Annotated in this window: 26 protein-coding genes; 20 read left to right on the forward strand and 6 right to left on the reverse strand. The window is 59.3% G+C overall.

The features are described 5' to 3' along the window. The first annotated feature begins 99 nt into the window (after nt 1–99). A complete protein-coding gene (cheW, locus tag ACUTSW_RS00800) occupies nt 100–600 on the forward strand; it encodes a chemotaxis protein CheW (RefSeq protein ID WP_004946138.1) in 501 nt (166 codons plus the stop codon). 91 nt (nt 601–691) lie between these two features. Here the strand turns inward: cheW and ACUTSW_RS00805 are convergent, their stop codons facing one another. Then, nucleotides 692–895 carry a hypothetical protein gene (locus ACUTSW_RS00805; RefSeq protein WP_063201852.1) on the reverse strand — a complete coding sequence of 68 codons (204 nt, stop codon included), beginning with the start codon at nt 893–895 and terminating at the stop codon, nt 692–694. A gap of 290 nt (nt 896–1,185) precedes the next feature. Between ACUTSW_RS00805 and ACUTSW_RS00810 the strand changes: the two genes are divergently transcribed. The 9 genes from ACUTSW_RS00810 to ACUTSW_RS00850 all read left to right on the forward strand — a co-directional run bounded on the left by ACUTSW_RS00810 (nt 1,186) and on the right by ACUTSW_RS00850 (nt 11,417). After that, nucleotides 1,186–2,841, forward strand: coding sequence for a methyl-accepting chemotaxis protein (locus tag ACUTSW_RS00810; protein WP_425057557.1), 1,656 nt, complete (start codon nt 1,186–1,188; stop codon nt 2,839–2,841). A gap of 84 nt (nt 2,842–2,925) precedes the next feature. After that, on the forward strand, nt 2,926–4,551 hold the full coding sequence (locus ACUTSW_RS00815) for a methyl-accepting chemotaxis protein (protein WP_062871198.1): 1,626 nt from the start codon (nt 2,926–2,928) through the stop codon (nt 4,549–4,551). 28 nt (nt 4,552–4,579) lie between these two features. Beyond that, on the forward strand, nt 4,580–5,452 hold the full coding sequence (gene cheR / locus ACUTSW_RS00820) for a protein-glutamate O-methyltransferase CheR (RefSeq protein WP_064799894.1): 873 nt from the start codon (nt 4,580–4,582) through the stop codon (nt 5,450–5,452). Beyond that, nucleotides 5,452–6,501: a protein-glutamate methylesterase/protein-glutamine glutaminase gene (locus ACUTSW_RS00825; protein ID WP_199634820.1), complete on the forward strand. Its 1,050-nt coding sequence runs from the start codon at nt 5,452–5,454 to the stop codon at nt 6,499–6,501. Before cheR ends, ACUTSW_RS00825 begins: the two co-directional genes overlap by 1 nt. Before the next feature lie 68 nt (nt 6,502–6,569). After that, entirely contained in the window at nt 6,570–6,959 is a 390-nt protein-coding gene (gene cheY, locus ACUTSW_RS00830; RefSeq protein WP_006326141.1) for a chemotaxis response regulator CheY, read from the forward strand. A gap of 10 nt (nt 6,960–6,969) precedes the next feature. Continuing rightward, complete coding sequence (cheZ, locus tag ACUTSW_RS00835; RefSeq protein ID WP_006326140.1) at nt 6,970–7,614, forward strand: protein phosphatase CheZ; 645 nt, start codon at nt 6,970–6,972, stop codon at nt 7,612–7,614. Nucleotides 7,615–7,790: 176 nt separating this feature from the next. Beyond that, a complete protein-coding gene (flhB, locus tag ACUTSW_RS00840) occupies nt 7,791–8,942 on the forward strand; it encodes a flagellar biosynthesis protein FlhB (RefSeq protein ID WP_445583448.1) in 1,152 nt (383 codons plus the stop codon). Next, a complete protein-coding gene (flhA, locus tag ACUTSW_RS00845; RefSeq protein ID WP_445583449.1) occupies nt 8,935–11,013 on the forward strand; it encodes a flagellar biosynthesis protein FlhA in 2,079 nt (692 codons plus the stop codon). Before flhB ends, flhA begins: the two co-directional genes overlap by 8 nt. Then, nucleotides 11,013–11,417: a flagellar protein FlhE gene (locus tag ACUTSW_RS00850; RefSeq protein WP_063201870.1), complete on the forward strand. Its 405-nt coding sequence runs from the start codon at nt 11,013–11,015 to the stop codon at nt 11,415–11,417. Before flhA ends, ACUTSW_RS00850 begins: the two co-directional genes overlap by 1 nt. Nucleotides 11,418–11,459: 42 nt before the next feature. Here ACUTSW_RS00850 and ACUTSW_RS00855 read toward each other — a convergent pair whose 3' ends face one another. The 5 genes from ACUTSW_RS00855 to flgA all read right to left on the reverse strand — a co-directional run bounded on the left by ACUTSW_RS00855 (nt 11,460) and on the right by flgA (nt 14,186). Next, nucleotides 11,460–11,762 carry a helix-turn-helix domain-containing protein gene (locus ACUTSW_RS00855; protein ID WP_445583450.1) on the reverse strand — a complete coding sequence of 101 codons (303 nt, stop codon included), beginning with the start codon at nt 11,760–11,762 and terminating at the stop codon, nt 11,460–11,462. Next, nucleotides 11,743–12,129, reverse strand: a complete 387-nt coding sequence (locus ACUTSW_RS00860) for a type II toxin-antitoxin system RelE/ParE family toxin (RefSeq protein ID WP_062871192.1) — start codon at nt 12,127–12,129, stop codon at nt 11,743–11,745. The genes ACUTSW_RS00855 and ACUTSW_RS00860 overlap by 20 nt, the downstream gene beginning before the upstream one ends. Before the next feature lie 230 nt (nt 12,130–12,359). After that, nucleotides 12,360–12,794 carry a flagella synthesis protein FlgN gene (locus tag ACUTSW_RS00865; protein WP_062871191.1) on the reverse strand — a complete coding sequence of 145 codons (435 nt, stop codon included), beginning with the start codon at nt 12,792–12,794 and terminating at the stop codon, nt 12,360–12,362. A gap of 83 nt (nt 12,795–12,877) precedes the next feature. Beyond that, complete coding sequence (gene flgM / locus ACUTSW_RS00870; protein WP_062871190.1) at nt 12,878–13,204, reverse strand: flagellar biosynthesis anti-sigma factor FlgM; 327 nt, start codon at nt 13,202–13,204, stop codon at nt 12,878–12,880. Nucleotides 13,205–13,532: 328 nt separating this feature from the next. Further along, nucleotides 13,533–14,186, reverse strand: coding sequence for a flagellar basal body P-ring formation chaperone FlgA (gene flgA / locus ACUTSW_RS00875; RefSeq protein ID WP_445583451.1), 654 nt, complete (start codon nt 14,184–14,186; stop codon nt 13,533–13,535). A 159-nt stretch (nt 14,187–14,345) separates the two neighbouring features. On the opposite strand from flgA, the gene flgB reads away from it, so the two are divergent. From flgB to flgK, 10 genes are all read left to right on the forward strand, one after another. After that, nucleotides 14,346–14,759, forward strand: coding sequence for a flagellar basal body rod protein FlgB (gene flgB, locus ACUTSW_RS00880; protein WP_004946096.1), 414 nt, complete (start codon nt 14,346–14,348; stop codon nt 14,757–14,759). A 5-nt stretch (nt 14,760–14,764) separates the two neighbouring features. Then, entirely contained in the window at nt 14,765–15,169 is a 405-nt protein-coding gene (gene flgC, locus ACUTSW_RS00885) for a flagellar basal body rod protein FlgC (protein ID WP_004946094.1), read from the forward strand. 12 nt (nt 15,170–15,181) lie between these two features. After that, on the forward strand, nt 15,182–15,859 hold the full coding sequence (gene flgD / locus ACUTSW_RS00890) for a flagellar hook assembly protein FlgD (RefSeq protein ID WP_004946091.1): 678 nt from the start codon (nt 15,182–15,184) through the stop codon (nt 15,857–15,859). A 61-nt stretch (nt 15,860–15,920) separates the two neighbouring features. Further along, nucleotides 15,921–17,153 carry a flagellar hook protein FlgE gene (gene flgE, locus ACUTSW_RS00895; RefSeq protein ID WP_004946087.1) on the forward strand — a complete coding sequence of 411 codons (1,233 nt, stop codon included), beginning with the start codon at nt 15,921–15,923 and terminating at the stop codon, nt 17,151–17,153. A gap of 12 nt (nt 17,154–17,165) precedes the next feature. After that, a complete protein-coding gene (locus ACUTSW_RS00900; RefSeq protein WP_062871188.1) occupies nt 17,166–17,921 on the forward strand; it encodes a flagellar basal body rod protein FlgF in 756 nt (251 codons plus the stop codon). 18 nt (nt 17,922–17,939) lie between these two features. Then, nucleotides 17,940–18,722 (forward strand): flagellar basal-body rod protein FlgG, encoded by a 783-nt coding sequence (gene flgG / locus ACUTSW_RS00905; protein WP_004946081.1) that lies wholly within the window; start codon nt 17,940–17,942, stop codon nt 18,720–18,722. Nucleotides 18,723–18,797: 75 nt separating this feature from the next. Beyond that, on the forward strand, nt 18,798–19,499 hold the full coding sequence (gene flgH / locus ACUTSW_RS00910) for a flagellar basal body L-ring protein FlgH (protein WP_004946079.1): 702 nt from the start codon (nt 18,798–18,800) through the stop codon (nt 19,497–19,499). A gap of 10 nt (nt 19,500–19,509) precedes the next feature. Next, the gene (locus tag ACUTSW_RS00915; RefSeq protein ID WP_445583452.1) at nt 19,510–20,610 is read left to right on the forward strand and encodes a flagellar basal body P-ring protein FlgI; all 1,101 of its coding nucleotides are present in this window, start codon (nt 19,510–19,512) and stop codon (nt 20,608–20,610) included. Beyond that, nucleotides 20,610–21,566 carry a flagellar assembly peptidoglycan hydrolase FlgJ gene (gene flgJ, locus ACUTSW_RS00920; protein ID WP_445583453.1) on the forward strand — a complete coding sequence of 319 codons (957 nt, stop codon included), beginning with the start codon at nt 20,610–20,612 and terminating at the stop codon, nt 21,564–21,566. The genes ACUTSW_RS00915 and flgJ overlap by 1 nt, the downstream gene beginning before the upstream one ends. Nucleotides 21,567–21,755: 189 nt before the next feature. Further along, entirely contained in the window at nt 21,756–23,402 is a 1,647-nt protein-coding gene (gene flgK / locus ACUTSW_RS00925; RefSeq protein ID WP_063201886.1) for a flagellar hook-associated protein FlgK, read from the forward strand. Nucleotides 23,403–23,443 lie beyond the last annotated feature (41 nt).

Below are 23,443 nucleotides of genomic sequence, written 5' to 3' on the forward strand. Positions count from 1 at the left end.
GACACATCCCTGTGTCCCACCCTTCGGCACGCTCTCCCTAATAACGGACTTTGGCAGCCGTCTGATAATAACTAATCGATTGGTGTAGAGGTGAATGATATGGCAGGACTGGCAACCGTCAGCAAATTGGCTGGCGAAACGGTAGGGCAGGAGTTCCTGATTTTTACCTTGGGCAACGAGGAATATGGCATCGATATCCTCAAGGTGCAGGAGATCCGCGGATACGATCAGGTTACGCGTATCGCCAATACGCCGGCCTTTATCAAGGGCGTCACCAACCTGCGTGGCGTGATTGTGCCGATTATCGATCTGCGGGTGAAATTTGCCCAGCAGGACGTGTCCTACGATGAAAACACCGTGGTGATTGTGCTGAACTTTGGCCTGCGGGTGGTGGGTATTGTGGTTGACGGCGTATCCGACGTGCTGTCGCTGACCACCGAGCAGATCCGCCCGGCGCCGGAGTTCGCCGTGACGCTGGCGACCGAATACCTGACCGGCCTGGGGTCGCTGGGCGATCGCATGCTGATCCTGGTGGATATCGAAAAGCTGCTGAGCAGCGAAGAGATGTCGCTGGTCGACAGCGTGGCGAAAAGCGCCTGATTGGCGATGAGACGGGTTCAGCATGCGGCAAGGGATCTCCGCCGCATGTTGTGCCCCAAAAACGGGTAGCGCCTGATGATGCATTGCCCGACTAATCGATATCCTTCAAGCGCAGCACGTATCTTTTCCAGACACGGCTGGTCACCAGCAGGTAACCGGCAGCGAACAGCGCCGCAACCGTGGCGCTGCGCAACAGGTTGACCTGCGTCGTTGAGCTCAACAGGCTGCTCAGCAAGTTGGCGGCCAAGAATCCCGCAAATACCCACGCCGCCCGTTTGATTCGTCGATTCTCCATCTCGTCCTCACAAATGCTTTCCGATGATGGCAGGATGTTACGCCTGGCGGGCGTACGCGCCAAGCCCTGTGGCGATACGAGGGCGGCGTGCTGAACCCTGCATATGACAAAACAATATGCAGCCATTGCTCTGCGCCGCAGGGACGCCGCACGGTGCGCCCAACCCCCCCACCCAAAAATAGTTACCTCCTCGCATAAAGTTCTGCCCCGCAGCGCCGATAACTTTGTCAATCAACAGACTTCGGGCCTGTCCGCGCGGGCTTTCAACAAGGGAAAACATGTTTAATCGTATGAAGGTGGTCACCAGCCTGTTGCTGGTACTGGTGTTATTTGGCGCCTTGCAGCTGGTTTCGGGCGGGCTCTTTTTCTCCTCACTAAAGAATGACAAAGAAAACTTCACCGTTTTGCAGACCATTCGCCAGCAGCAGTCCGATTTGAACGAAAGCTGGGTTAACCTGCTGCAGGCTCGCAATACGCTGAACCGCGCCGGGATCCGTTACATGATGGATGCCAATAAGATTGGCAGCGGCGCCAGCGTTACCGACCTGCTGGCTGGGGCCAAAAACAACCTGCTGGTGGCGGAACAACATTATGCCGCCTATGACAAAATTCCTCTAAGTCCTCGTCAGGACGCGCAGTCTGCCGAAAAGCTCAAACAGCAATACGGTATTTTGCACGGTGCGTTGTCCGAGTTGGTTCAACTGCTGGGCGAAGGCAAGATCAACGCCTTCTTCGACCAACCGACGCAAAGCTATCAGAACGGCTTTGAAGACATCTACAACACCTACCTGGCGCAAAACGACAAGCTCTACCAAAGCGCGGTGGAAGACAGCAACAACTCCTTCAGCTTCGCTATCTGGACGCTGGTCGTGGTGTTGGTCGTGGTGCTGGCGGTGATCGTATTGGTGTGGAGCGGTATCCACCACATTCTGGTGCGTCCGCTTAACCGCATGATCGATCATATCAAAATGATCGCCGCCGGCGATCTGACCCAACCGATTGCCGTGACCAGCCGCAATGAAATGGGTGTGCTGGCCGCCAGCCTCAAACACATGCAGAACGAACTGATCGAGACCGTCAGCGGCGTGCGTCAGGGGGCCGACGCCATTTACAGCGGCGCCTCCGAAATCGCCGCCGGCAATAACGATCTTTCTTCTCGCACCGAACAGCAGGCCGCCTCGCTGGAGGAAACCGCCGCCAGCATGGAGCAGTTGACCGCCACGGTGAAACAGAACGCCGAAAACGCCCGTCAGGCCAGCCAACTGGCGCTGAGCGCCTCAGAAACCGCGCAGAAGGGCGGCAAAGTGGTGGCCAACGTGGTGCAGACCATGCACGACATTGCCGGCAGTTCGCAGAAAATTGCCGACATTACCGGCGTGATCGACGGCATTGCTTTCCAGACCAACATCCTGGCGCTGAATGCGGCGGTAGAAGCGGCACGCGCCGGCGAACAGGGCCGTGGCTTTGCGGTGGTGGCGGGGGAAGTGCGTAACCTGGCCCAGCGCAGCGCGCAGGCAGCCAAGGAAATCAAGGGTCTGATTGAAGACTCGGTCAGCCGTGTCGATATGGGCTCGGTGCTGGTGGAAAGCGCCGGCGAGACCATGGGCGACATCGTAAACGCGGTCACCCGCGTCACCGACATCATGGGTGAAATCGCCTCGGCCTCCGACGAACAGAGCCGCGGTATCGATCAGGTCGGCCAGGCGGTGGCGGAAATGGACCGTGTCACCCAGCAAAACGCCTCGCTGGTAGAAGAATCCGCCTCTGCGGCAGCGGCTCTGGAAGAGCAAGCCAGCATGCTGACGCAGTCGGTGGCGGTATTCCGCCTGAAAGCGGAAGGCCAGGACGAATTCAAAATGCCTGCCGGCAAAGCCACCGTTCTCCCGGTGCTCAATCATAAAAAAACGAACGCCAGCGATCTGCAGGATAACTGGGAAACGTTCTAACCGACATTGGGCCTCCTCGCAGTTCTGCGGGAGGCTTATTCCCCGTCGTAAGCTGGCCGTCGGCCGGCTGCAAGGAGGTTCACAGTGTTTAACCGAATCCGCGTCTCTACCAGTTTGTTTCTGTTGTTGATGACTTTTTGTGTTATGCAGTTGGCCACCAGCGGCTTGTCGTACACCGCTTTCCGTTCCGATCACCACAACCTGAACCTGATCACGCTCGGCAGCCAGCAGCGCGATGCTCTCAGCCTGAGCTGGGTATCGCTGCTACAGGCCCGCAATACGCTGAACCGCGCCGGCACCCGTTCGGCGCTTAAGCTGCCGCAAGAGCAGGTGAATGCGCTGATGGGCAATGCGCGCAGCTCACTGCAGAAAGCCGATCTCTATTTCAACCAGTTCCTGGCGGTACCGCGTCACAGCGAACAGGAACAGCAACTGACCGAAACCACCCAAGCCAGCTATAACCGGTTGCGCAGCGCGCTGCGTGAGCTGATTGGCTTCCTGGAGAACAATAACCTGCAGGCGTTTATGGACCAGCCGACGCAGAAAACCCAGGACCTGTTCGAGGCCGATTTTGTCCAGTATCTGCAACTGGTGAATGCCAATGTCGATGCGGCCAACGCCGCCAATCAGCAATCCTTCTCGTTGTCCGGCTGGCTGGTGGGCGGTGCGGTGCTGATGCTTATCCTGGTGACCGGCAGCGCCTTGTGGTGGTTGCGCAATATGCTGGTGCAACCGCTGAATATCATGCGCAGCCATTTTGACCGCATCGCCGCCGGGGATTTGGCTACGCCGATCCAGGTTTATGGCCGCAATGAAATCAGCCAGCTGTTCGCCAGTCTGCAGCACATGCAGCGTTCGTTGATTGGCACCGTCGGCGCAGTGCGCGATGGCGCAGAATCCATCCTGATTGGCCTGCAGGAAATATCCGAGGGCAACAACGATCTCTCTTCGCGCACCGAGCAACAGGCTGCCTCGCTGGAGGAGACCGCCGCCAGCATGGAGCAGTTGACCGCCACGGTGAAACAGAATGCCGACAACGCACGCCAGGCCTCGCAACTGGCGCGCGATGCCTCCGCCACGGCAGCCAAGGGCGGCGAAATGGCCGGCGACGTGGTGACCACCATGCAGGATATCGCCAACAGTTCGCAGAAAATTGGCGCCATTACCAGCGTGATCGACGGCATTGCCTTCCAGACCAACATCCTGGCGCTGAACGCGGCGGTAGAAGCGGCGCGTGCCGGTGAACAGGGGCGAGGTTTTGCGGTGGTGGCCGGTGAAGTGCGCAATTTAGCCAGCCGCAGCGCGCAGGCGGCGAAAGAAATCAAAGGGTTGATCGACGAGTCGGTCAGCCGCGTGAAACAGGGTTCGGTGCTGGTGGAAAACTCCGGCGCGACCATGCAGGACATCGTGCGCTCGGTCACCCGGGTTACCGACATCATGGGCGAAATCGCTTCGGCGTCCGATGAACAGAGCCGCGGCATCGAGCAAGTCACGCAGGCGGTGACCCAAATGGATCAGGTAACCCAGCAGAACGCCGCGCTGGTGGAGGAAGCCGCCTCGGCGGCGGCCGCACTGGAAGATCAGGCGATAACCCTGGCCGATGCGGTGTCGGTATTCCGTCTGGCAGACGATAACTTCGCCGCGCCGGGCAACAATCAAGACGCAGTTTCACCCGTGGTAAAGGAAACCTCAGATTGTCAAACCGCATAAGCAGCACGTTTTTTATGAGTGATAGGGTATGAAACAGGCGCCGTCGACCCCTAACCGGGATCCTGGATCCTTACTGACGCAGATGGTGCAGCGCCTGCCGCTGTTGGACGTGCATTTTCGGCGTATCAGCCAACTGATTTACCAGCGCGCCGGCATTGTGCTGGCGGAACACAAGCGCGAGATGGTTTACAACCGCCTGGTACGCCGGCTGCGGTTGCTGGGGTTGAACGATTTCGGCGATTACCTGGCCCTGCTGGAAAGTGATCCGAACAGCGCCGAATGGCAGGCGTTTATCAATGCGCTGACCACCAACCTGACGGCATTTTTCCGCGAGGCGCACCACTTCCCGATCCTGGCGGAGCATGCGCGCCAGCGGCCCAACGGCTATTGCGTGTGGAGTACGGCGGCATCGACCGGGGAAGAACCGTATTCGATCGCCATCACCCTGAACGAAGCGCTGGGGCAACGCGCCAGCGGCTGTCAGGTATGGGCCAGCGATATCGATACCCAGGTGCTGGAAAAGGCCGAAGCGGGCGTTTACCGCCACGAGGATCTGCGCACTCTGACGCCGGCGCAGATGCAGCGCTATTTTCTGCGCGGCACCGGTCCGCATCAGGGGCTGGTGCGGGTACGGCCGGAGTTGGCGGCGCGGGTGAATTTCCAGTCGCTCAACCTGCTGGCGCCGGAATGGGCGCTGCCAGGGCAGTTTGACGCCATTTTTTGCCGCAATGTCATGATTTATTTCGATAAGGCGACGCAGGAGAGCATCCTGCGCCGCTTTGTGCCCTTGCTTAAACCGGGGGGCCTGATGTTTGCCGGCCACTCCGAGAACTTCAGCCAGATCAGCCGGGATTTCTACTTGCGTGGGCAGACCGTGTATGGCCTGACCAAGGAGAGGTAATGAGTAAAATCAGAGTATTGAGCGTAGACGATTCGGCCCTGATGCGGCAGCTGATGACCGAAATTGTGAACAGCCATTCCGATATGGAGATGGTGGCGACCGCGCCGGATCCGCTGGTGGCGCGCGATATGATCAAAAAGTTTAACCCGCAGGTGCTGACGCTGGACGTTGAAATGCCGCGCATGGACGGGCTGGACTTCCTGGAGAAACTGATGCGCTTGCGGCCGATGCCGGTGGTGATGGTGTCGTCGCTGACCGGTAAAGGGTCGGAGATCACCCTGCGCGCGCTGGAACTGGGGGCGGTGGATTTCGTCACCAAACCGCAGCTTGGCATCCGCGAAGGCATGCTGGCTTACAGCGAACTGATTGCCGAGAAAATCCGTACGGCGGCCAAGGCGCGGTTACCGCAGCGCTCCAACAGCCCGGCGCCGGCGATCCTTAGCCATACGCCGTTGCTGAGCAGCGAGAAGTTGATTGCCATCGGCGCCTCCACCGGCGGCACCGAAGCGATCCGTCAGGTGCTGCAACCGCTGCCGGCCACCAGCCCGGCGCTGTTGATCACCCAGCATATGCCGCCGGGCTTCACCCGATCGTTTGCCGAACGGTTGAACAAGCTGTGCCAGATCACGGTGAAAGAGGCCGAGGACGGTGAGCGGGTGCTGCCGGGCCATGCTTATATCGCGCCGGGCGATCGCCATCTGGAACTGTCGCGCAGCGGCGCCAACTATCAGGTGAAGTTGAATGACGGCCCGCCGGTCAATCGTCACCGGCCTTCGGTAGACGTACTGTTCCGTTCTGTCGCGCAGTTCGCCGGGCGCAATGCGGTGGGCGTGATCCTGACCGGCATGGGCAATGACGGAGCGATGGGCATGCTGGAAATGCACCGCGCCGGCGCTTATACCCTGGCGCAGAACGAGGCCAGTTGCGTGGTGTTCGGCATGCCGCGCGAGGCTATCGCCACCGGCGGGGTGAGTGAGGTGGTGGAGCTGGATCGCATGAGCCAACGCATGCTGGCGCAAATTGCCGGCGGGCAAGCGCTGCGCATTTGATTTTATATTGCCGCCTTACGGCGGCGGTGGTTTTGCATAATTGAACGGTTAACACTTTGGGAGTGAACATGGCAGATAAAAATCTCAGATTTCTGGTGGTGGACGATTTCTCCACTATGCGTCGCATCGTCAGAAATTTGTTGAAAGAGTTGGGCTTTAACAATGTTGAAGAGGCTGAGGACGGCGCGGATGCGCTGAACAAGCTGCGCGCCGGCGGTTTCGATTTTGTGGTATCAGACTGGAACATGCCGAATATGGACGGCCTCGAACTGCTGCAAACCATTCGCGCCGACGGCGCGCTGGCGGCGATGCCGGTACTGATGGTGACGGCGGAAGCCAAGAAAGAAAACATTATCGCGGCGGCGCAGGCCGGTGCCAGCGGTTACGTGGTGAAACCTTTTACGGCGGCGACGCTGGAAGAAAAGCTCAATAAGATCTTTGAAAAACTGGGCATGTAAGGAGAGGGCGATGAGAGACATTCCAATGCCTGCCAGCGATGCGGCGACTGCGGGAGAGATAATTTCCCGCATTGGTCAACTGACGCGCATGTTGCGCGACAGCATGCGTGAACTGGGGCTAGATCAGGCAATCGCCCAAGCGGCAGAGGCAATCCCGGATGCGCGCGATCGGCTTGATTACGTGGTCACCATGACGGCGCAGGCGGCGGAACGGGCGTTGAACTGCGTGGAAGCGGCGCAGCCACGCCAGGCGGAGCTGGAGTCAGAGGCCAAAGCGCTGAAAGGGCGCTGGGACGACTGGTTTGCCGATCCGATCGAACTGGCCGACGCGCGCGCACTGGTCACCGATACCCGGCAGTATCTGGAACAGGTGCCGGAACATACGGCGTTCACCAACGCCCAGTTGCTGGAAATCATGATGGCGCAGGATTTCCAGGATCTGACAGGGCAGGTGATCAAACGCATGATGGACGTGGTGCAGGAGATCGAAAAGCAGCTGCTGATGGTGTTGATGGAAAATATTCCAGAGCAGCCGGCGAAGGAGAAAAAGCCGAACGACAGCTTGCTCAACGGTCCGCAACTCGATCAAAACGGCGCCGGCGTTATCGCCAACCAGGCGCAGGTGGATGACCTGCTCGACAGCCTCGGTTTCTGACGCTTTCTGGGGCGCACATTATTGCGCCCCAGATGTCGCATGTGGGCGCAATGCCTGCGCTTCCTCCTCATCCCCCAAATAACCCGCCTTTTCCCCCGTTGTTCCATCAATGAAGTCAGCGTTTTTTTGGCATGCTGGCCGCAATTTTATTCCCCCCTGGCACAGGATGCGCGCCCGTGGCTGAAGACAGCGATCTGGAAAAAAGCGAAGCCCCCACGGCCCACCGGGTGGAAAAGGCGCGCGAGGATGGCCAGATCCCGCGTTCGCGCGAGCTGACGTCGGTGTTGATGCTGGTCGCGGGGCTGTCGATCATCTGGGTTGCCGGTGGCGGCATGGCGCAGCAACTGGCGGCGATGCTGACCCAGGGGCTGAATTTCGATCATACGATGGTCAGCAACGACAAACAGATGCTGCGCCAACTGGGCATGCTGTTGCGGCAGGCGGTGTGGGCGCTGCTGCCAATCATGGCGGGTCTGGTATTGGTGGCTATCGCCGCGCCGATGCTGCTGGGCGGCCTGTTGTTAAGCGGCAAATCGCTCAAGTTCGATGTAAAACGGATGAACCCGCTGTCGGGGCTGAAACGAATGTTTTCCAGTCAGGTGCTGGCGGAGCTGCTGAAGGGCCTTTTGAAGGCGACGCTGGTGGGATGGATCACCGGTTTGTACCTGTGGCACCACTGGGCGGAGATGCTGCATCTGGTGACGCAACAGCCGCTCGATGCGCTCGGCAATGCGCTGCGCATGATCATTTTCTGCGGTCTGTTGGTGGTGCTCGGGTTGACGCCGATGGTGGCGTTTGACGTGTTCTACCAGCTGTGGAGCCATTTTAAAAAGCTGAAAATGACCAAGCAGGACATTCGCGACGAGTTCAAGGATCAGGAGGGCGATCCGCACGTTAAAGGCCGTATCCGCCAGCAGCAGCGCGCTATCGCCCGACGCCGCATGATGGCCGACGTGCCTAAGGCCGACGTGATAGTCACCAACCCGACCCATTACGCCGTGGCGTTGCAGTACAACGATCAAAAAATGAGTGCGCCGAAAGTGCTGGCCAAAGGCGCCGGCGAAATTGCGCTGCGCATCCGTGAACTGGGCACGGAACACCGCATTCCGATGCTGGAGGCGCCGCCGCTGGCGCGAGCGCTGTATCGGCACAGTGAGATTGGACAACACATCCCGGCCACCCTGTATGCCGCCGTGGCCGAAGTTCTGGCCTGGGTTTACCAACTGCGACGTTGGCGGCGCGAGGGCGGTCTGATCCCGAAGAAACCTGAACGTTTACCGGTGCCGGAAGCACTGGATTTTGCTGGAGAGAGTAACTCTAATGGCTAATTTGGCCGCCTTGCTTCGTTTGCCGGGCAGTTTTAAAGATACGCAGTGGCAGGTACTGGCCGGCCCGATCCTGATCCTGATGATCCTGTCGATGATGGTGCTGCCGTTACCGGCATTTATCCTCGATCTGTTGTTCACCTTCAATATTGCCTTGTCGATCATGGTATTGCTGGTAGCGATGTTTACCCAGCGCACGCTGGAATTCGCTGCATTCCCCACCATATTGCTGTTCTCGACCCTGCTGCGCCTGTCGCTCAATGTGGCATCGACGCGCATCATCCTGATGGAAGGGCATACCGGTTCCGCTGCCGCCGGCCGCGTGGTGGAGGCCTTTGGCCACTTCCTGGTGGGGGGGAACTTCGCCATCGGCATCGTGGTGTTTATCATTTTGGTGCTGATCAACTTTATGGTTATCACCAAGGGCGCCGGGCGTATCGCCGAAGTGGGGGCGCGCTTCGTACTGGACGGCATGCCCGGCAAGCAGATGGCGATCGACGCCGATCTCAACGCCGGTCTGGTCGGTGAGGAAGAGGCGAAAAAACGCCGTTCCGAGGTAACGCAGGAAGCCGATTTCTACGGCTCAATGGACGGCGCCAGCAAGTTCGTGCGCGGCGATGCGGTCGCCGGGCTGATGATCATGATATTGAACGTGGTCGGCGGTCTGCTGGTCGGTGTGATCCAGCACGGTATGGAGCTGGGTACGGCGGCGGAAACCTACACCCTGCTGACTATCGGTGACGGCCTGGTGGCGCAGATCCCGGCGCTGGTCATTTCGACTGCCGCCGGCGTCATCGTGACTCGCGTGGCGACCGATCAGGACGTGGGCGAACAGATGGTCGGCCAACTGTTCAACAACCCGCGCGTGATGTTGCTCAGTGCCGCAGTGCTTGGCCTGCTGGGCCTAGTGCCGGGAATGCCGAACCTGGTGTTCCTGCTGTTCACCGCTGCCTTGTTGGGGTTGGCCTGGTGGCTGCGGGGGCGCGATCAACAAGCGCCGAAGGTACAGGAGATACCGCCGGCACAGGATAATCCACAGGCGGTAGAAGCCAGTTGGTCAGACGTACAACTGGAAGATCCGTTGGGCATGGAGGTGGGCTACCGGCTGATCCCGATGGTGGATTTCCAGCAAAACGGCGAACTGCTCGGACGAATCCGCAGCATCCGTAAAAAATTCGCCCAAGAGATGGGCTACCTGCCGCCGGTGGTGCATATCCGCGATAACCTCGAGTTGTCGCCCGCCAGCTACCGGATCCTGATGAAGGGCGTAGAAATCGGCAGCGGCGAAGCGCAACCGGGGCGTTGGCTGGCGATTAACCCGGGCAATGCGGTGGGCGAACTGGCGGGAGATAAAACCGTCGATCCGGCCTTTGGGCTGGAAGCGGTATGGATTGACAGTGCGTTGCGCGAACAGGCGCAGATCCAGGGCTTTACCGTGGTGGAGGCCAGCACCGTGGTGGCGACCCATCTCAATCATTTGATTGGCCAGTTCGCCAGCGAACTGTTTGGCCGGCAGGAAACCCAGCAGTTGCTGGATCGCGTAGCGCAGGATATACCGAAATTGACTGAAGATTTCGTACCCGGCGTGGTGTCCCTGACCACGCTGCATAAGGTATTGCAGAACCTGCTGGCGGAAAGGGTCTCGATCCGCGATATGCGCACCATTATTGAAACGCTGGCGGAACATGCGCCGTCGCAAACCGACCCTTATGAGCTGACCACCGTGGTGCGGGTTGCGCTGGGGCGGGCGATCACCCAGCAATGGTTCCCGGGCAACGGCGAAATTCAGGTCATTGGTCTGGACACCCAGCTCGAGCGCTTGTTGTTACAGGCGTTGCAGGGCGGTGGTGGATTGGAGCCGGGGCTGGCGGACCGTCTGCTGGAGCAGGCCAAACAGGCGTTACAGCGGCAAGAAATGCTCAGCGCGCCACCGGTGCTGCTGGTAAACCACGCGCTGCGGGCGTTGTTGGCGCGCTTCCTGCGCCGCAGCCTGCCGCAGATGGTGGTGCTGTCTAATCTGGAAATCAACGACGATCGCCAAATCCGCATGACGTCGACGATTGGAGCTGCATAATGAAACACTGTTTGCCGTTGCTCTGCCTGCTGGCGCCGCTTGGCGCGCAGGCGGTGTCGGGATCCTGGGTGGCCGACAGCGTCGGTGCTACGCTGGAATATGGCGGCGTTCGCGGCGAATCGCCTGGTCTGCACACGCCTTACGCATTGCCGGATCCGAATGCACGCATCACCAGCGTCAGTTGGCGTTATCGGCTGTTGGCCGCCGAACCGGCCGGCTTGCAGGTACAGCTCTGTACGCTGACCCGTTGCATTGCGTTGGGCGGCGGCAGTGGCAGCAGCAACGGGTTGAACGGGGAACCGGCTAATGCCGAATTGCGCTTTGTCTATTACGTGCAGGCGCGCGGCGGATTGAATCCGCCGCTGCGGGTGATTGGCAATCAGGTGATTGTGAATTATCAGTGATGTATAAGCTGCGACGGCATCAGGGAAAAGGGTGGACGCAGCTTAGGCCAGAATCGACAGCCCGTAGCGATCGACCAGCGAAAGCAGTTTCATCGCGGCGGAGTTAGGCCGCGCTTCGCCACGCTCCCATTTTTGCACTGCCTTTTTGCTGACGTTCAGATGTAATGCAAACACGGGTTGGCTGACGTTCTCGCGCTCACGCAGGGCACGAATATCGGCTGGGGTGTAATCTTTCACCGGGTGCAGGCACAGCATGTCGAAAGTGCGCATAGTGACATCATCGACAAACCCTGACTTGTGCAGCCCCTGAACTTCCTGGTGGATCTCAGCGAGAATTTTGCTCATAGGTTAGCCTCTTCAATTCCTTGTTGTTGACCAACTGATAAAGCCTGAAAGGAGAATAATCCAGATAGAGCGCGGCCAGATGTTGCAAACCCGCCAGTTCTTCACCTGTAATATTTTCCCTTTCGTTTTTGGCGAAACCGCGCATGAAAAACAGCCGGTCTTCGTCCCGGAAAGCGATCAGAACGCGATAACCTCCGCGTTTCCCGCCGCCCGTGCGGGCGATCCGTTTTTTATAAACGCAGCCACCCAGATTAGCTTCGTACAGTTGATTTTGCATTTCTTGCGCGGCTTTTATCACCGTGGCGTCGCTAATGCGCTCACGAGTGGCAAATGCCTGAAACGTTTTGGTGAGGTAAATATCCGTCATCCACTCTCCCTGTGGAATCTATCCCCTTCTCGGGTATAGATCAAGCGATTTAAAAACCAAAACAGGGTGGGGGAAGACACGGGAGAATGAAACGAGGCATGAAACAATATGCGCAGTATTACGCAAATAAAAACAGGTGATCAGAAGAGAGGGAGGTAGAAGCGCGAGCAGCCTCGCAGTTGGAGAACCTGCGCCCGGCCAAGCCGGCGGGGCGGGCGCATTGCCATTGATTAAACGCCGATTTTTCGCCCCAGCAGGCTGCCGCTGCGCGACTGGCCATCCGGGCCATAAAGCGATTTGTTGTTCTTGCCGAGGATCGCCAGCGCCTGGGCGTTATGATCAATCTGCTGATTGAGCAACAGGCCGTTATGCTGATTTTTCTCGCGCAACTTTTGGCTGAGCAACTGTACTTGCTGCCAGGCGTCGGCCAGACGCGGGTGCGCGGCATAGGGCGCCTGTTGCCTTTGTGCGCGCTCCAGCTCCAGCCGTTGCTGTTCCAGGTAGTTCACCGTAGCCAACAGCTGGCTCTTGACGTCGGTAACGCGCTGCAACGCTACGCCCGGCAGTTGGCCGGAGCAGAGCAAATGATGTTCTTCCGTCAGCACCGTATCGAGTGCATTCAGGGTTTCCAGCAAATTATCAAGCAGCTGTGGCAGATTTTCCATTGCGATTCATCACCTTTCAGAGTGTCCCTTAATCTTTCACGCCGCAGCCCTGCGGGCAATGCAGGCCAGATTGCATCACCCGATTATGCCTTCGGCGGCCGACTGCCGTTTGACATCCATTGGGCATCGCTCTGCGCGTCTTGCAGCAGCGCATCGGCAATTTTGCCGGCATCCATTTTCAATTCGCCGCGGCGGATCGCCTGCTTGATAGCGTCCACCCGGTTCATATCAATATCTTGAGTGCCCGGTTGCATCAGGCGCGCCTGCGCGTCGCTCAATTTTACCTGGGTGCCGCTGACGGCGCTTTCCGTCTGAACAGCCTTGCGCGGCTGAAGTTGATTTTCTGCCGGTGTTTCACGCGGCTGCACCGTTGTCACGGGCTGCAGCCGCTGGGTGCGATCGATACTCATGGTCAATCTCCATCAATGCCGCGGCCCGACGGGCAATGGCTGATATTTTTTGCGGCCCTGGCGGCCAGGTAATTACTGCTTCAGACAGCTGACAAAGCCCATTATTAGGGAGAGCGTGCTGACGGGGTCGTAGCGGCTTGCCGCCGACCAATTTGCCGGGAGCAAATTGGAACGACTCCCTGTCGGCCCTAAGGGTGGGACACACGGATGTGTCCCATAATAGCCCCTCAGTGCGCCAGGCCCGGGTATCTCGGACTCAAAGGCAACTTTGTCATCAACCTCTGCTTATATTGTTCTTATCGGCAGGTTTTTATAAACCTTTACCTTTTTATAAAGTGATGCGAATCGTACCGTCACCATCGGCAATACCGCTGACGATTTGTCCGGAGGCCATGCGTACGCGGACGCTGTCCTCGGCGGCGGCGTTGTTCATGGCTTTGCCTGCGCCGCTGATGTTAAACCCGGTGCCTTGCGCCGTTACCTGCACCGGCTGACCGGCCTTGATCACCCAGGCGCGGCGCAGCATGGCGAAGGTCAGCGGTTGGCCGGGGCTGATATTTCGCAGGCTGACCGCACCGAACGCCTTGTCCGCATTGGTCAGGGTGCGTGGTGCCAGGGTATCGAGTCGGCCGCTTTTCAGCTTCACGTCTGCGGCCGTCAGCCGGCTGCCGGCGCTGATGCTACGCGCCGACACCAGGTAGTTGCCGATCACCTGCACCTGCGTTTGTATAAAACGCCGTTCCTGGCCGCAACGCGCCGAAATGCTGATATTGCCCCAGAGACGGGCGTTCGGCGCAAGCGACAACTGCGGAAACTCACACTGCGGCCACTGTGCCGCCGGCGTGCGCACCAGCACCTTAACCTGTACCGGGTTGCCGCTGAACTGGCCGCTGATGAAGCGATCGATCTGTGCCGCCAGATCGTCGGCCTGTGCGTTCAGACTGCACAGCAGGGCGGCGAACAACAGTATTTTACCTTTCATCTTCGCTTCCTCAAGCGCCATCGTGTGCGGGTAAGTTTACCCGGACTGCGCGCAGGCTAAGCAGACAAATAGCGACGCATTTTGCCCTTATTCCCGCGATAGGCTGGCGGAAGGGGCGTTTATGCTGTCGGCTCCAAATTTTAACCTCGCGGAGGGAGCATGATCGACAAACTGGACGCTGCTCTGCGCTTTGGTCAAGAGGCGCTGAATCTGCGCGCCCAGCGGCAAGAGATTTTGGCCGCTAACATCGCCAACGCAGACACACCGGGCTATCAGGCGCGGGATATCGATTTCGCCGGCCAGTTGAACAAGGTGCTGGCACAGGGCCGCGTCAGCGGCAGCGGCATCGCGCTGAATATGACGTCTGCACGCCATATCCCGGCGCAAAACATGCAGCCGCCGCAGCTCGATTTACTGTTTCGCGTGCCGGATCAGCCGGCAATGGACGGCAATACGGTGGACATGGATCGCGAACGCACCAACTTCGCCGATAACAGCCTGAAGTATCAGACCGACCTGACGCTGATCAACGGTCAGATCAAAGGGATGATGTCAGTGTTACAACAAGGATAAGGCGCATGTCGCTACTGAATATTTTCGATATCTCCGGTTCGGCGCTCTCCGCCCAGTCGCAACGCATGAACGTCAGCGCCAGCAACATGGCTAACGCCGACAGCGTCACCGGCCCGGACGGCGAACCCTACCGCGCCAAACAAGTGGTGTTTGAGGTGGCCGCCGCCGCCGGGCAACCCACCGGTGGGGTGCGCGTATCTCAGGTGGTCGACGATCCGGCGCCGGAACGTCTGGTGTATCAACCGGGTAATCCGCTGGCGGACGGCAAAGGGTATGTGCGCATGCCGAACGTGGATGTGGTGAGCGAGATGGTCAATACCATTTCCGCCTCGCGCAGCTACCAGGCCAACGTCGAGGTGCTCAACACCACCAAGTCGATGATGATGAAAACCCTGACGCTGGGTCAGTAACCGGAGCTATGCATGGCCATTGCCGCAACCACCAATGAATCGCTGGATAACACCGTCACCGGCGTCAACGCCAAAAGCAACACCGGCCAGGATCTGCAGAACAACTTCCTGACGCTGTTGGTGGCGCAGTTGAAAAACCAGGATCCGACCAACCCGATGCAGAACAATGAGCTGACCACGCAGTTGGCGCAGATCAACACCGTTCAGGGCATCGAAAAACTCAATACCACGCTGGGGTCGATCTCCGGCCAGATCAACAGCAATCAGTCATTGCAGGCAACCGCGCTCATCGGTCACGGCGTGATGGTGCCCGGCAGCAACATTCTGGTCGGCAGCAAAGACGGCAAAGTCAGCACCACGCCGTTTGGCCTCGAACTGGAGCGCGCCGCCGACACGGTAACCGCCACCATCACCGACGCCACCGGCAAAGCGGTGCGCACCATTGATATCGGCGGCCTGACCGCCGGCGTGCACTCATTTACCTGGGACGGTTCACTGACAGACGGCACCACCGCCCCCGACGGCGCCTACACCGTGGCGATCAACGCCAAGGGCAATGGCGAACAGCTGGTGGCGCGCAGCCTGCATTTTGGCATGGTCAATGGCGTTATCCGCGGTTCAGACGGCACGAAGCTGGATCTGGGCCTGGCGGGCAGCGCGACGCTGGAAGACGTTCGGCAGATTTTATAACTCTATCACTTGTTTCTCAGGCGTTATCGGACGATAGCCTGCACATTATTCGGAGAATGACATGGCCTTTTCTCAGGCAGTAAGCGGCTTGAACGCAGCAGCAACCAACCTGGACGTGATCGGTAACAATATCGCGAACTCCGCCACGTCCGGTTTTAAATCAGGCACCGTTTCCTTTGCCGATATGTTCGCCGGCTCGCAGGTCGGCTTGGGCGTCAAGGTGGCGGGGATCACTCAGAACTTCAAGGGCGGCACCACGACCGGCACCAGCCGCGCACTCGACGTCGCCATTTCCGACAACGGTTTCTTCCGCCTGCAGGACAAGGACGGCGGCATTTTCTACAGCCGCAACGGCCAGTTCAAGCTGGATGAAAACCGTAACCTGACCAACATGCAGGGCTTGCAATTGACCGGTTTCCCGGCAGCCGGTTCACCGCCGACCATTCAGCAGGGCGCCAACCCGGTGCCGTTGAGCATTCCGGAAGGGATGATGACCGCCAAGTCCACCACCTCGGGCACCATGGTCGCCAACCTGAAGTCCACCCATAAAGTCCCGGATAACAAGACGTTCGATCCCGCCAAGCAGGATTCCTACAACTACGTCAACTCGATTACCGCCTATGACTCGCTGGGCAATGTGCACAATATCAATGCCTACTTTGTGAAGACCTCCGACAACAACTGGCAGGTGTACACCCAGGAAGGCAACATCCCCGGCTCTCCGGTGACGGATGCCGGTACGATGGCGTTCGATACCAGCGGCAACCTGGTCAGCACCACCAGCAAGCAGGGCACCACCGGCGAATTCAGCATGCTGATCCCGATGTCCGCCACCAACGGCGCCCCGGCGCAGAACTTCAGCCTGAGCTTTGCCAAGAGCATGCAGCAGAGCGTCAGCAGCGACTCGGTCAGCAAGGTGTCGCAGGACGGGTATACCGCCGGTGAGTACACCAACTTCCAGATCAATAATGACGGTAGCGTCGTGGGGATCTATTCCAACCAGCAAACCCAGTTGCTGGGCCAAATCGTATTGACCAACTTCTCCAACCCGGAAGGCTTGTCCTCGCAGGGCGATAACGTATGGCAGGAAACCGGCGCGTCCGGCCAACCGCGCGTAGGGCTGGCGGGCAGCGGCGGTTTCGGCAAGCTGACCAGCGGTGCGCTGGAAGCCTCCAACGTCGATCTGAGCCAGGAGTTGGTGAACATGATCGTCGCACAGCGTAACTACCAGTCGAACGCCCAGACCATCAAAACGCAGGACTCCATCCTGCAGACGCTGGTCAGCCTGCGCTAATAGGATTGATTTATGGATCACGCGATTTATACCGCGATGGGCGCGGCGCGACAGACGCTTGAGCAGCAGTCCGTCACCGCCAACAATCTGGCCAACGCCTCGACGCCGGGCTTTCGAGCTCAACTTTCGGCGTTGCGTGCCGTACCGGTAGACGGGCCTAGCCTGCCGACGCGTACGCTGGTCGCCGCGTCGACGCCGGGTGCCGACATGAGCCAGGGGGCGCTGAACTATACCGCACGCCCGTTGGACGTTGCGTTGCAGCAGGACGGTTTTCTGGCGGTAAGCCTGCCGGATGGCGGCGAAGCCTACACCCGCAACGGTAACATCCAGATCTCGTCCGCCGGGCAGTTGACGGTGCAGGGTAGGCCGCTGATGGGCGATGGCGGGCCGATTGAAGTGCCGCCGTCGGCAGAGATCACCATCGCCGCCGACGGCACCATCTCGGCGCTGAACGCCGGCGATCCGCCGAACACCATCGCCCAGATAGGGCGGTTGAAGCTGGTGAAGGCCAATGCGCGTGAAGTGATGCGCGGCGACGACGGGCTGTTTCGCCTGACGCCGGAAACCCAGCAGCAACGCGGCAATCAGTTGCAGAACGATCCGCTGGTGCGGGTGATGCCGGGTGTGCTGGAGGGCAGCAACGTCAAGCCGATGGAAACCATGGTCGACATGATCGCCAACGCCCGTCGCTTTGAAATGCAGATGAAGGTCATCCACAGCGTGGATGAAAATGAACAGCGCGCCAACTCGTTGTTATCACTGAGTTAAGCAGCAAGGAAATAACCCATGATCCCATCTTTATGGATTGCCAAAACCGGTCTGGATGCGCAGCAGACCAATATGGACGTCATCGCCAACAACCTGGCGAACGTCAGCACCAACGGCTTCAAACGCCAGCGTGCGGTATTTGAAGATCTGCTGTACCAGACCATGCGTCAGCCGGGCGCGCAGTCATCCGAGCAGACTACCTTGCCGTCGGGCCTGCAGATCGGTACCGGCGTGCGTCCGGTGGCGACCGAGCGTCTGCACAGCCAGGGCAACCTGTCGCAGACCAACAACAGCAAAGACGTGGCGATTAAAGGCCAGGGCTTCTTCCAGGTGATGTTGCCGGACGGCAGCCAGGCTTATACCCGCGACGGCTCTTTCCAGATCGACCAGAACGGTCAACTGGTGACCGCCAGCGGTTTCCAGGTACAGCCGGCGATCACCATTCCGGCCAACGCCCTGAGCATTACCGTCGGCCGTGACGGCATCGTCAGCGTCACTCAGCAGGGGCAGACCGCGGCCCAACAGGTGGGCCAGTTGACCCTGACCACCTTTATCAATGACAGCGGCCTGGAAAGCGTGGGCGAGAATCTGTACCAGGAAACCGAGAGTTCCGGCGCGCCGAACGAAAGCACGCCAGGGCTGAACGGCGCGGGCCTGCTTTATCAGGGCTATGTGGAAACCTCTAACGTCAACGTGGCTGAAGAGCTGGTCAACATGATCCAGACCCAGCGCGCCTACGAGATCAACAGCAAAGCGGTATCAACGTCCGATCAGATGCTGCAAAAACTGACGCAACTGTAATTGACGGGCGCCGCCGGTGCGCCCGTCACCCTATTTCGTGAAACAAAGGCGAGACCCGTGGTAACCACATATCTGATGGCAAACGCGCCGCAGCAAGGAAAGCGCTGGCTGGCGGCGATGGCGATGCTGACGCTGAGCGGCTGCGCCTATATTCCGCATAAACCCCTGGTTGATGGCGCTACCACGGCGCAGCCGGCGCCGGCGGGCGCTCCGGTGCCGAACGGATCGATTTTCCAGACGGTACAGCCGATGAACTACGGCTATCAGCCGCTGTTTGAAGACCGCCGCCCGCGCAATATCGGCGATACTCTGACCATCGTGCTGCAGGAAAACGTCAGCGCCAGCAAAAGTTCCTCCGCCAACGCCAGCCGCAATGGGGCGAGCAAGTTCGGCGTCGCCACGTCGCCGCGTTATCTCGACGGCCTGCTGGGCAACGCGCGCGCCGATATGGATATCTCCGGCGACAGCACCTTTGGCGGCAAGGGCGGGGCCAACGCCAACAATACCTTCAGCGGTACCATTACCGTCACGGTCAATCAGGTGCTGGTCAACGGCAACCTGCACGTGGTGGGTGAAAAACAGATCGCCATCAACCAGGGCACCGAATTTATCCGTTTCTCCGGGGTGGTTAACCCGCGCACCATCAGCGGCAGTAACTCGGTCACCTCCACCCAGGTGGCGGATGCGCGCATTGAATACGTCGGCAACGGCTATATCAACGAAGCGCAGACCATGGGGTGGTTACAACGCTTCTTCTTAAATGTTTCCCCGTTCTAAGGATTGATCGATGCTGAAAAAATTATTGATTACGCTGTTCGTTGGGCTGGTTTGTTTACCGGCGACGGCGGAACGCATCCGCGATCTGGTGACGGTGCAGGGCGTGCGTGACAACGCCCTGATCGGTTACGGGTTGGTGGTGGGGCTGGACGGTTCCGGCGATCAGACCATGCAGACGCCGTTCACCACCCAAAGCCTGAGCAATATGCTGTCGCAATTGGGCATTACCGTACCGCCGGGCACCAATATGCAGTTGAAAAACGTAGCGGCGGTCATGGTCACCGCCAAGCTGCCACCGTTCTCGCGCACCGGGCAGAACATTGACGTGGTGGTGTCCTCGATGGGCAACGCCAAAAGCCTGCGCGGCGGTACCCTGCTGATGACGCCGTTGAAAGGCGTGGATAACCAGGTTTACGCGCTGGCGCAGGGCAACGTGCTGGTGGGCGGCGCCGGTGCGTCGTCCGGTGGCAGCAGCGTGCAGGTCAATCAGTTGGCGGGAGGGCGCATCAGCAACGGTGCGACTATCGAGCGTGAATTGCCGACCACTTTCGGCAACGGCGGGGTGATTAACCTGCAACTCAATAACGAAGACTTCACGCTGGCGCAGCAGATCAGCGACGCCATCAACCGCCAGCGCGGCGGCGGCACCGCCTCACCGCTGGATGCCCGCACCATTCAGGTATTGGTGCCACAGGGCAACAGCTCGCAGGTGCGTTTCCTGGCGGAAATTCAGAACATCAACGTCAGCGTCGGGGCGATTGACGCCAAGGTGATCATCAATTCACGCACCGGATCGGTGGTGATGAACCGCGACGTGATCCTGGATTCCTGTGCGGTGGCGCAGGGCAACCTGTCGGTGGTGGTGGATCGGCAAAATACCGTCAGCCAGCCGAACACGCCGTTTGGCGGCGGGCAGACCGTGGTGACGCCAAATACCCAGATTTCGGTGCAGCAGCAGGGCGGTTCGCTGCAGAAGGTGAATGCCAGCGCCAACCTGAACAATGTGATCCGTGCGCTCAACGCGTTGGGCGCTACGCCGATCGATCTGATGTCGATCCTGCAGGCGATGCAAAGCGCCGGCTGCTTGCGTGCCAAGCTGGAAATTATCTGATGGCCGGCGATCTGATGGCGATGTCGGGCGCCGCCTATGACGCCCAGGCGCTGAACGGCCTGAAACGCGACGCAGCGGCCGATCCGCAGGGCAACCTGAAGCAGGTGGCGCAGCAGGTTGAAGGCATGTTCGTGCAGATGATGCTGAAAAGCATGCGCGCCGCGCTGCCGCAGGATGGGGTGCTGAGCAGCGATCAGTCGCGGCTCTACACCTCGATGTACGACCAGCAGATCGCCCAGCAGATGTCGCAGAAGGGGCTGGGGCTGGCCGATATGATGGTGAAACAGATGGCCAATGCCAACGCCGTTCCGAGCGAAACTGCGGGGATGTCGCCGATGGCGTTAGACATTTTTTCTCAGGACAGGGAAGTGCTGCAAACGCTGCCGAATCAGGCACTGGAACAGATGATCCGCCGTGCGGTACCGAAAGCGCCGGCGGCCGCGCCGCTGTCGCTCAACAGCGGCAACTTTGTCGCCCGTTTGTCGATCCCGGCACGCGTCGCCAGCCAGCAGAGCGGCATTCCGCATCAGCTGATTGTGGCGCAGGCGGCACTGGAATCCGGCTGGGGCCAACGCGAGATCCCGACCGCCGACGGCTCGCCGAGTTACAACCTGTTCGGCATCAAGGCGGGCGGCAGCTGGGACGGCCCGGTGACCGAGATCACCACCACCGAGTTTGAGCAGGGGGCGGCGAAGAAGATCAAGGCACGGTTCCGGGTTTATGGTTCTTACGTCGAGGCGATTGCCGACTACGTCAAGTTGCTGACCAATAACCCGCGTTACGCCGATGTGGTCGCCGCCCGCAGCCCGGAGCAGGCAGCGCATGCGCTGCAACAGGCCGGATACGCCACCGACCCGCAATACGCCAACAAGTTGGTCAGCGTGATCCAGCAGATGAAAAACGCCGGCGAGCAGGTGGTAAAAGCCTATACCCATGACCTGAAGGATCTGTTCTAGTTTTCGGGTGCGGCATGTAACGCCCCTACGCGATAAGCAGCATTAAAACGTAAGAATTCAGCATGCTGAACCCGGTTTTTCCTCTCAAGTTTCCTCCGTTTTTGCCGATAACACAGACAGGCTGAGCGAATGGCTCGGCAGATTCATTGACTCCTGTGGGCCACCGGCGCCGCAGTAAAAGGAACTTCTATGTCCAATAGCTTAATCAATACCGCCATGAGCGGGCTGAATGCGGCGCAGGTGGCGCTCAGCACCGTCAGTAACAACATTTCCAATTACAACGTGACGGGCTACAACCGTCAGACGGCGATCCTGGCGCAAAACGGCGGCATGAGCACTATGAGCGGCTTTATCGGCAACGGCGTCACCGTCACCAGCGTCAACCGGGAATATAACCAGTTCATCACCAGCCAGTTGCGCGGTGCGCAGAGCCAGGCCGGGGCGCAGAACGCCTATTTCGAAAAAATCTCGCAGATTGATAACCTGTTGGCCAGCAAGACCAACACCTTGTCGACCAACATGCAGGACTTCTTCAGCAACCTGCAAAATCTGGTCAGCAACGCCGGTGATGACGCCGCGCGCCAGACGGTGCTGGGCAAGGCCAATGGCCTGGTCAATCAGTTCAACAATACCGACAAATACCTGCGCGACATGGACAGCGGCGTGAATCAGCAGCTCAGCGACAGTGCGCAGCAGATCAACAGCTACAGCCAGCAGATCGCCAAACTGAACGAAGAGATCACCCGTCTGCGCGGCAGCGGCGGCGAGCCCAATGCGTTGCTGGACCAGCGCGATCAGCTGGTTACCGACCTGAACAAAGTGGTTGGCGTTCAGGTGACTCAGCAAGACGGCGATGCCTACACCGTCTCTTTCGCCAACGGCTTGACGCTGGTGCAGGGCAACAATGCTTACCAGGTCGCGGCGGTGCCCACCAGCGGCGATCCTTCCCGTCTGACGATGGGGTATGACCGCGGCAACGGCGCCAGCGAAATACCGGAAGGCCAAATCACCGGCGGCAGCGTCAGCGGCGTGTTGAAATTCCGCAGCGAATCGCTGGACAGCGCCCGCAATCAACTGGGGCAACTCGCGTTGGCGATGGCAGACAGCTTTAACCAACAGCACCGCGCCGGGTTCGATCTCAACGGCGATGCCGGCACGGATTTCTTCAGCTTTGGCGGCGCCCGCGCAGTGGACAACAATCGCAATACCGGCGATGCCGCGCTGTCGGTGTCCTACACCGATACCAGCAAGGTGAAGGCCAATGATTACCGGGTGGAATTTGACGGCAGCAACTGGCAGGTGAGCCGCCTGCCGGATAACGTCAAAGTTAACGCCACGGCGGGTACTGACGCCGCCGGCAACCCGACGTTGAGTTTTGATGGCCTGAAAGTCGGCATTGACGGCACTGCGCAAAAGAATGACAGCTTTACCGTCAAGCCGGTCAGCGACGTGGCGGGCAGCCTGAAGGTCGCCATCACCGATTCCGCCAACATCGCTGCCGCAGGCAAAGATGACAGCGGCCGTGGTGACAATGAAAACGCCAAGAAGCTGCTTGATCTGCAAACCCAAAAATTGGTGGACGGCAAGGCCACCTTCAGCGGCGCTTACGCCAGCCTGGTGAGCAGCGTCGGCAATCAGACCGCATCCGCCAAGGTGACCGCCACCTCGCAGGGCAACATCGTCAAGCAGTTGGAAAACCAACAGCAGTCGATTTCGGGCGTCAACCTGGACGAAGAATACGGCGAGCTGTTGCGCTTCCAGCAATATTATATGGCGAACTCGAAGGTGATTCAGACCGCCAGCACGCTGTTCGATACGTTGCTGAATATCCGTTGATTTTCATTTTAACCGGAGCCCCGGCGGCTCCGGCCGCTGAT

It is taken from the genome of Serratia sp. TSA_198.1 (genome assembly GCF_052686505.1).

Excerpts from the sequence above, each read along its gene's own strand:
- cheW (WP_004946138.1), top strand. The coding sequence starts at position 100 with ATGGCAGGACTGGCAACCGTCAGCAAATTGGCTGGCGAAACGGTAGGG.
- ACUTSW_RS00805 (WP_063201852.1), bottom strand. The coding sequence starts at position 895 with ATGGAGAATCGACGAATCAAACGGGCGGCGTGGGTATTTGCGGGATTC.
- ACUTSW_RS00810 (WP_425057557.1), top strand. The coding sequence starts at position 1,186 with ATGAAGGTGGTCACCAGCCTGTTGCTGGTACTGGTGTTATTTGGCGCC.
- cheR (WP_064799894.1), top strand. The coding sequence starts at position 4,580 with ATGAAACAGGCGCCGTCGACCCCTAACCGGGATCCTGGATCCTTACTG.
- ACUTSW_RS00825 (WP_199634820.1), top strand. The coding sequence starts at position 5,452 with ATGAGTAAAATCAGAGTATTGAGCGTAGACGATTCGGCCCTGATGCGG.
- cheY (WP_006326141.1), top strand. The coding sequence starts at position 6,570 with ATGGCAGATAAAAATCTCAGATTTCTGGTGGTGGACGATTTCTCCACT.
- cheZ (WP_006326140.1), top strand. The coding sequence starts at position 6,970 with ATGAGAGACATTCCAATGCCTGCCAGCGATGCGGCGACTGCGGGAGAG.
- flhA (WP_445583449.1), top strand. The coding sequence starts at position 8,935 with ATGGCTAATTTGGCCGCCTTGCTTCGTTTGCCGGGCAGTTTTAAAGAT.
- ACUTSW_RS00850 (WP_063201870.1), top strand. The coding sequence starts at position 11,013 with ATGAAACACTGTTTGCCGTTGCTCTGCCTGCTGGCGCCGCTTGGCGCG.
- ACUTSW_RS00855 (WP_445583450.1), bottom strand. The coding sequence starts at position 11,762 with ATGAGCAAAATTCTCGCTGAGATCCACCAGGAAGTTCAGGGGCTGCAC.
- ACUTSW_RS00860 (WP_062871192.1), bottom strand. The coding sequence starts at position 12,129 with ATGACGGATATTTACCTCACCAAAACGTTTCAGGCATTTGCCACTCGT.
- ACUTSW_RS00865 (WP_062871191.1), bottom strand. The coding sequence starts at position 12,794 with ATGGAAAATCTGCCACAGCTGCTTGATAATTTGCTGGAAACCCTGAAT.
- flgM (WP_062871190.1), bottom strand. The coding sequence starts at position 13,204 with ATGAGTATCGATCGCACCCAGCGGCTGCAGCCCGTGACAACGGTGCAG.
- flgA (WP_445583451.1), bottom strand. The coding sequence starts at position 14,186 with ATGAAAGGTAAAATACTGTTGTTCGCCGCCCTGCTGTGCAGTCTGAAC.
- flgB (WP_004946096.1), top strand. The coding sequence starts at position 14,346 with ATGATCGACAAACTGGACGCTGCTCTGCGCTTTGGTCAAGAGGCGCTG.
- flgC (WP_004946094.1), top strand. The coding sequence starts at position 14,765 with ATGTCGCTACTGAATATTTTCGATATCTCCGGTTCGGCGCTCTCCGCC.
- flgD (WP_004946091.1), top strand. The coding sequence starts at position 15,182 with ATGGCCATTGCCGCAACCACCAATGAATCGCTGGATAACACCGTCACC.
- flgE (WP_004946087.1), top strand. The coding sequence starts at position 15,921 with ATGGCCTTTTCTCAGGCAGTAAGCGGCTTGAACGCAGCAGCAACCAAC.
- ACUTSW_RS00900 (WP_062871188.1), top strand. The coding sequence starts at position 17,166 with ATGGATCACGCGATTTATACCGCGATGGGCGCGGCGCGACAGACGCTT.
- flgG (WP_004946081.1), top strand. The coding sequence starts at position 17,940 with ATGATCCCATCTTTATGGATTGCCAAAACCGGTCTGGATGCGCAGCAG.
- flgH (WP_004946079.1), top strand. The coding sequence starts at position 18,798 with ATGGCAAACGCGCCGCAGCAAGGAAAGCGCTGGCTGGCGGCGATGGCG.
- ACUTSW_RS00915 (WP_445583452.1), top strand. The coding sequence starts at position 19,510 with ATGCTGAAAAAATTATTGATTACGCTGTTCGTTGGGCTGGTTTGTTTA.
- flgJ (WP_445583453.1), top strand. The coding sequence starts at position 20,610 with ATGGCCGGCGATCTGATGGCGATGTCGGGCGCCGCCTATGACGCCCAG.
- flgK (WP_063201886.1), top strand. The coding sequence starts at position 21,756 with ATGTCCAATAGCTTAATCAATACCGCCATGAGCGGGCTGAATGCGGCG.